We start from the raw sequence: 5235 nt of genomic DNA, 5'->3' as shown, positions 1-5235 counted from the left end.
ATCGGCGACCATGCCGGCAACAAGGGCGTCACCATCGGGCTCGAGGCGCTGAACCGCTTCGAATGCTACCTGCTCAACACGATGGCGGACCTGTCGGAGCATATCGACGCCATCGACCGGCCGCACATCAAGGCGATGTACGACACCTTCCACGCCAATATCGAGGAGGCCGACCCGATCGGCGCCTACACGAAACACCGCAGGAATGTCGTGCATATCCATATCTCGGAGAATGATCGCGGCGTGCCGGGGCGCGGCAACATTCCGTGGACCGAAACGTTTTCCGCCATCCGCAAGAGCGGCTATGACGATTGGCTGACGATCGAGGCGTTCGGCCGCTCACTCAAGGATTTGGCGGCGGCGACCAAGGTGTGGCGGGATTTTTCAGAGACCCCGGAAGCGGTTTATCGGGAGGGGTATAGGCATATCAAGAGCGGGTGGAAGAAGGCGGCTTAGGCGCCCTGGCCCATTTTCTATTTGCGTTCGCGGCGGTTGCCAGGTGGTTCCCCCACTCCGTCTCGGCTTCGCCGAGCCACCTCTCTCCCCCCTCCGGAGGGAGAGGAAGGAAGCCTCGGCCTGGGGGACACTCGGCCTAAGAGGACAGGCGTCGGCTCGGACAGCCTGGCGCTTTCCTCTACCCCGTCGATCGGGGGAGAGCGACTATCTGGGGTGTCAAGTTGCACTCGCGAACTCGTTGCGCGCATCGCGTGCTTTTGCATTGAGGATGACGAGGAGTTTTCTGGCGAGTGCGATGCGGATGAGCATTTTTGGCTTTCCCGCCTGTTGCAACCGTTGAGCGAAAGCTTTGAGATTGGGATCGAATTTGGCCACGATGGCTGCGACGATGAAGAGGATGCCACGCGGCCCGGCGCGTCCGCCGCGCACATGCCTGTTGCCGGTGCGCTTGCCGCTATCGTTGGCGAAGGGAGCGAGGCCTGCCAGCTTGGCGATGGCCTTGTTGGAGATGAGGCCGATCTCGGGCAGTTCGGCCATCAGGCGGGCGACGGTGCGTCCGGCCACGCCCTTCAGCGAACGAAAGGCCTGCTCCAGCCTGGCCCACAGCGGATCGTCATCGATCATCGAGGCAATCTCGCCTTCCAGGCGCCGTTGCTCGCGCTTGAGGAAGGCCAGCATCGCCTCGATGCTGGCGCATACCTCGGCGTCGCGTGCGGCACTTCTACGCTGCTTGTTGATGGTCGCATCGCCGACAATCTGGCAAAGCCGGCCAACCAACGCGGCAAGCCGCTGCTGGGCGGCGCTTGGCGGTGGCGTCGGCACAGTGTTCTTGACTGCGCCGTAGTGGGCGATGACAGCGGCGTCGATCCTGTCGGTCTTCTCAAGATAGCCCATCGCCTCGGCGAAACGGCGCACGCTCTTGGCATTGACCACGCCGCACGGCATGCCGTGCGCCCACAAGAGCATGAATCCCAGCCGTTCATAGCCGCCCGATGCCTCCATCACCGCAAGGACTGCGTCATGGCTGCGGCAGAACAGCCAAAGAGCTGCGATCCCCGCCGCGTCGTTGGCGAAGCGCGCTGCCGCTCCGCCAGGCCAGACATGCGCGTCCAGCCAATCTTTCGAAACATCAACTCCACAAATAATCCTGTTCACGGTAACCTGCCTTGTGCGTACGGTTGGAACCAAGCGACTGTTCGGTCGTGCGTGATGAAGGCGAAGATCCCAAGCTCTCCCGCGGCTGTAACCTCAGGTGGTACGGGCGACTTCGCCAAGCCAAGGTCCGGGCGGCCACCCGGACCTTGGCTCAATCGCTCTAATCCCACGAAATCTCTCTCGTGTAGATACAAGGTGTCGAGCGAAGCTCGACGGAGTGGGGGTCGATCCTTTGGCGCCGGTCGAGACGACTTGCGCGTCTGCATCACAAGCCTACCCCTGCTCAGCCTGGATCCTGTTGTAGTCGTGGATCGTCTGGCTCAGCCGGCGGCGCAGGAAGTTGGAGATGTTGTCGAAGATGAAGACGACGGCCAAGATCAGCAGCACCATGTAGAAGACGTTGGCCCAGTTTGAGTTGGTGCGCATCGCTTCCCACAGTTTCAGGCCGATGCCGCCGGCGCCGACAGCGCCGATGATGGTGGCGCCGCGGGTGTTGGATTCCCACTGATAGAGCGTCTGGCTGATGAACACCGGCACCACTTCCGGCAGCACGCCGTAGCGCTGCACCAGGAGGCCGTTGGCTCCGGTCGAGGTAATCCCCTCGCGCGGCCTGTCGTCGATGTTCTCCAGCGCCTCGGAATAGGTTTTGCCGAGCGTGCCGACCTCTGTGAAGAAGATCGCCGCACTGCCAGCCAGCGGTCCCGGCCCGAAGGCGCGGGTGAAGAACAGCGCCCAGATCAGCATGTCGATGGAGCGCATGAAATCGAAGAAGCGCTTGAGCACCTGGTTGACCAGCCGGCTGGGCGTGATGTTGCGGGCGGCGAAGAAGGCCAGCGGGAAGGCGACGATGCCGCCCAGCATGGTGCCGAGAAAGGCCATGACGATGGTCTGCAGGAGCTTCGTCCAGACATCGCCATGCTGCCACTGGGCGTTGTTCCAGATGTTGTCGCCGGCCAGCGCCAGATTTGACGTGCCCGGTTTCAGTTCCGGCCCGGAGACGATCAGCGAAGCGACTTCGCTTGCCGACTTGCCGAAGAAAGGCGAACGCGTGTCGAAGACGAAATTTGCCCAGCCTAGAAACCGCTTGCGTATCCTGACGCGGTCAACGGCGACGCGGGACTCGCCGGCAAAGCCCATGTCGGCGACCACCTCATCCTCATGCGCGGTGATCCAGCCGGGAACCGGTCCCGAGATCAGCGGCTTGCCGGTGCCGAGCGCGACCGCGACAGTCTCACCGTTGGCAGTTATCGTCGCTTGCGTCTTGGTGAAGGTGATCGACTTGGCGGTGCCGTCGATCAGGATCGTCACCGAACCATCGGCATTGGTCTTGACCCAGTCCGGATCCGGGTTCGGGCCGAGCACGGAGAAGCGTGGATATTTGGCAGTGATCTGCGGTTCATCGAGGCGGAAGATCGGCTGCACGTCGTAGCTGATCCACTGGGTCAGGAACAGCGGCAGGCGCTCCCAGTGCGATTCCCGCATGACCTGCGGCAGGTTGAAGAACCACAAGGCGTACAGCAGGTAGAGAAAGATGCCGCCAAGCAGCATCAGCGGCCCGAAGCGCTTGTGGAACGGCCGCTGGAACACCTGCGGGAAGCGCTCTTCGATCGACTGGATCTGATCGGCGGTCATGGTGGCCATGGTCAAGCGCTCATCACGAAAGCCTGCTCGCCGACCAGCTTGCGGCGCAGCCAGGCGGAGAACTGGTCGACGATGAAGATCGTCGTGAACAGGAGCAGCACGAGGGCTATCGTCTTGGCGCCGAAGCCGCGCGAGATCGACAGCTTCAACTCCTCGCCGATACCGCCGCCGCCGACCGCGCCCATGATGGTGGAAATGCGGACATTTATCTCAACACGCAGCAGCGTGTAGGACATGAAGTTGGGCAGCACCTGCGGCAGGCCGGCGAAGCGCACCCGCTCGAACCAGTTGGCGCCGACGGCCCTCAGGCCTTCCTCGGCGCGCATGTCGATGTTCTCGTTGATCTCGTAGAACAGCTTGCCCAGCGCGCCGATCGAATGCAGGCCGATGGCGATGATGGCGGCGATCGGGCCGATCGAGACGATGGCGGCGAACAGGCCGGCGATGACGATCTCGGGAAAGGCGCGCAGCAGTTCCATGAGGCGCTTGACGATCAGCCGCAGCACCGGATGCGGCGTCAAATTGCGCGCCGCGATGAAGGAGAACGGCACGGCGAAGACGAAGCCGATGAAGGTCGAGACCAGCGCCACGTTGAGCGTGGTCAGCATCAGCTCGAAATATTCGGGGATGTAGAAGCTGCCCCAGACATAGGCGCGGCCAAGCGGAAAATTGAATTCCTGGGTACCGGTGTCATGCGGGGAAGTGATGTCGAACATCGCCCGCCAGACATCGTTCCAGTCCTTGGGGACGAGCCAGCTCAGGAAATCCAGCAAATGCGGCAACCGGTCGAAGAAATGCCCGGCATTGGCCTCGTCGGCGAACCACATGGTGCTGCCGAGCGCGGTGATGAGCAGGCCGACACCGATGGCGGTGTAGAGCCGGCGCAAGGACGTCTGGCGACGCCAGGCGTCGGCCATCTGGTGAGTGGCGCCGGAAGGGGCTGTCACGGAAAGGGTCATGATCGGACATGCAAGAAGGGCGGCGTTTTCTCGACGCCGCCCTTCCTGGTTTCGCCGTTAGCCGCCGATGGCTGCCTTACGGGCTTCGACGATGACGTTGTAGAAGTCCGCCTTAACCGGGACGTAGCCGGTAAAGTCGCCGCCCTCGACGCCTTCGAAGCAAGCCTTGTCCTTCTTCGGCAACTGCGTGAAGAAGTCGGCGAGCTTGGCGGTCATTTCGTCGCCGAGCGCGGTGCGCACGACCAGCGGGCCGTTCGGGATCAGACCCGAGCGCCAGACTTCGACGAAGTCGTTGGGGTCGACGGCGCCCTTGGCGACTTCCTTGTGGAAGGTGCCGGAGGTGTAGCCGTCCTTGAAGTCGCCGATGCCGGAAGAATCGTCCACCGCCACGTCGACCTTGCCGTCACGCACGGCCAGGACGTTGTTCTCGTGACCGCCGTTGAACTGGGTCGAGGCGAAGAAGGTTTCGTTCGAAGCGCCGGTATCCTTCGGGATCTGGGTCAGCGGGATCAGGTAGCCGGAGGTAGAATCCGGATCGGCGTAGCCGAGCTTCTTGCCCTTGGCCGACTTGATGTCGGTGATGCCGGAGGATTTCAGCGCCAGGCCGATCGAATAATAGCCGGTGGCGCCGTCGGTCTGCTGGGTGGTGAGGATCGGGGTGACCGCCTTCGGGTCCTTGAGAGCGACGCTGGCGTAGCCGGAAGCGCCGAGTTCGGCGAAGTCGAGCGTGCCGCCGAGCAGGCCCTGGATGACGCCGTCATAGTCGGCGGCGGGGAACAGCGAGACCTTTTCGAAGCCGAATTCGGCCTTCAAATGGTCGGCGAGGCACTGGTAGTTGCGCAGCCGGTCGGTTTCGTTTTCGCCGCCGAGAATGCCGACGCGAAATTCCTTCATGTCGGCGGCATGGGCCATGCTGGTCGCCATGGCGAGCACCGAAACGGCGCCAAAGACCATCTTCCTGAACATTGGATATTTCTCCTGTAGGTTCCGGCCCCGCGCCGGCAGCGTTATCGATTTTGACAGG

General features: G+C 62.6%; 5 protein-coding genes. 1 reads left to right on the top strand and 4 read right to left on the bottom strand.

The features are described from left to right. Window positions 1–456 (top strand): sugar phosphate isomerase/epimerase family protein (locus tag ENZ74_RS20705; protein ID WP_164761102.1); only part of this gene is annotated, 456 nt, incomplete at its 5' end. 216 nt (window positions 457–672) lie between these two features. Here ENZ74_RS20705 and ENZ74_RS20700 read toward each other — a convergent pair. From ENZ74_RS20700 to phnD, 4 genes are all read right to left on the bottom strand, one after another. Next, window positions 673–1611: an IS110 family transposase gene (locus ENZ74_RS20700; protein WP_063169043.1), complete on the bottom strand. Its 939-nt coding sequence runs from the start codon at window positions 1609–1611 to the stop codon at window positions 673–675. A 273-nt stretch (window positions 1612–1884) separates the two neighbouring features. Next, the gene (gene phnE / locus ENZ74_RS20695) at window positions 1885–3252 is read right to left on the bottom strand and encodes a phosphonate ABC transporter, permease protein PhnE (protein WP_063169042.1); all 1368 of its coding nucleotides are present in this window, start codon (window positions 3250–3252) and stop codon (window positions 1885–1887) included. A gap of 2 nt (window positions 3253–3254) precedes the next feature. Continuing rightward, window positions 3255–4211, bottom strand: a complete 957-nt coding sequence (gene phnE / locus ENZ74_RS20690; RefSeq protein ID WP_063169041.1) for a phosphonate ABC transporter, permease protein PhnE — start codon at window positions 4209–4211, stop codon at window positions 3255–3257. Window positions 4212–4268: 57 nt separating this feature from the next. Then, window positions 4269–5177 (bottom strand): phosphonate ABC transporter substrate-binding protein, encoded by a 909-nt coding sequence (phnD, locus tag ENZ74_RS20685; protein WP_063169040.1) that lies wholly within the window; start codon window positions 5175–5177, stop codon window positions 4269–4271. Between the last annotated feature and the right edge of the window lie 58 nt (window positions 5178–5235).

Source organism: Mesorhizobium sp. M7A.F.Ca.CA.002.15.2.1 (genome assembly GCF_003998715.1).
Taxonomy (GTDB): Bacteria; Pseudomonadota; Alphaproteobacteria; order Rhizobiales; family Rhizobiaceae; genus Mesorhizobium; species Mesorhizobium ciceri.
This window is presented reverse-complemented; position numbering and strand designations above follow the sequence as displayed.

Coding starts and splice junctions, on each gene's coding strand:
- phnD (WP_063169040.1), bottom strand. CDS start 5,177: ATGTTCAGGAAGATGGTCTTTGGCGCCGTTTCGGTGCTCGCCATGGCG.
- phnE (WP_063169041.1), bottom strand. CDS start 4,211: ATGACCCTTTCCGTGACAGCCCCTTCCGGCGCCACTCACCAGATGGCC.
- phnE (WP_063169042.1), bottom strand. CDS start 3,252: ATGGCCACCATGACCGCCGATCAGATCCAGTCGATCGAAGAGCGCTTC.